We start from the raw sequence: 273 nt of genomic DNA on the forward strand, positions 1-273 counted from the left end.
AATCCTGCTCGGCGTTCTTCAGCGTCTGCTCTTTCAGGTTGCGGATCATCTCGTTGATCGTGTCCTTGAGCGCCGCCATTTCGCCCGACGCCTCGACGGCGATGGAGCGGGTCAAGTCGCCCTTGGTCACGGCCGTCGCCACGTCGGCGATCGAGCGCACCTGGTTGGTGAGGTTGGCGGCGAGCTGGTTCACGTTGTCGGTGAGGTCGCGCCACAGGCCCGACACGCCCTCGACTCGCGCCTGACCGCCCAGTTTGCCTTCCGTACCCACCT

The 273-nt window shown here is 65.2% G+C and carries 1 protein-coding gene; it reads right to left on the reverse strand.

The window, feature by feature from the left end; genetic code table 11:
* Nucleotides 1-273, reverse strand: a 273-nt coding sequence (locus tag FLQ44_RS19945) for a HAMP domain-containing protein (protein ID WP_147695768.1), incomplete at both ends; no start/stop codon positions are given.

Origin of the sequence: Vogesella mureinivorans (assembly GCF_007644035.1) — a bacterium.
Lineage (GTDB): Bacteria > Pseudomonadota > Gammaproteobacteria > Burkholderiales > Chromobacteriaceae > Vogesella > Vogesella mureinivorans.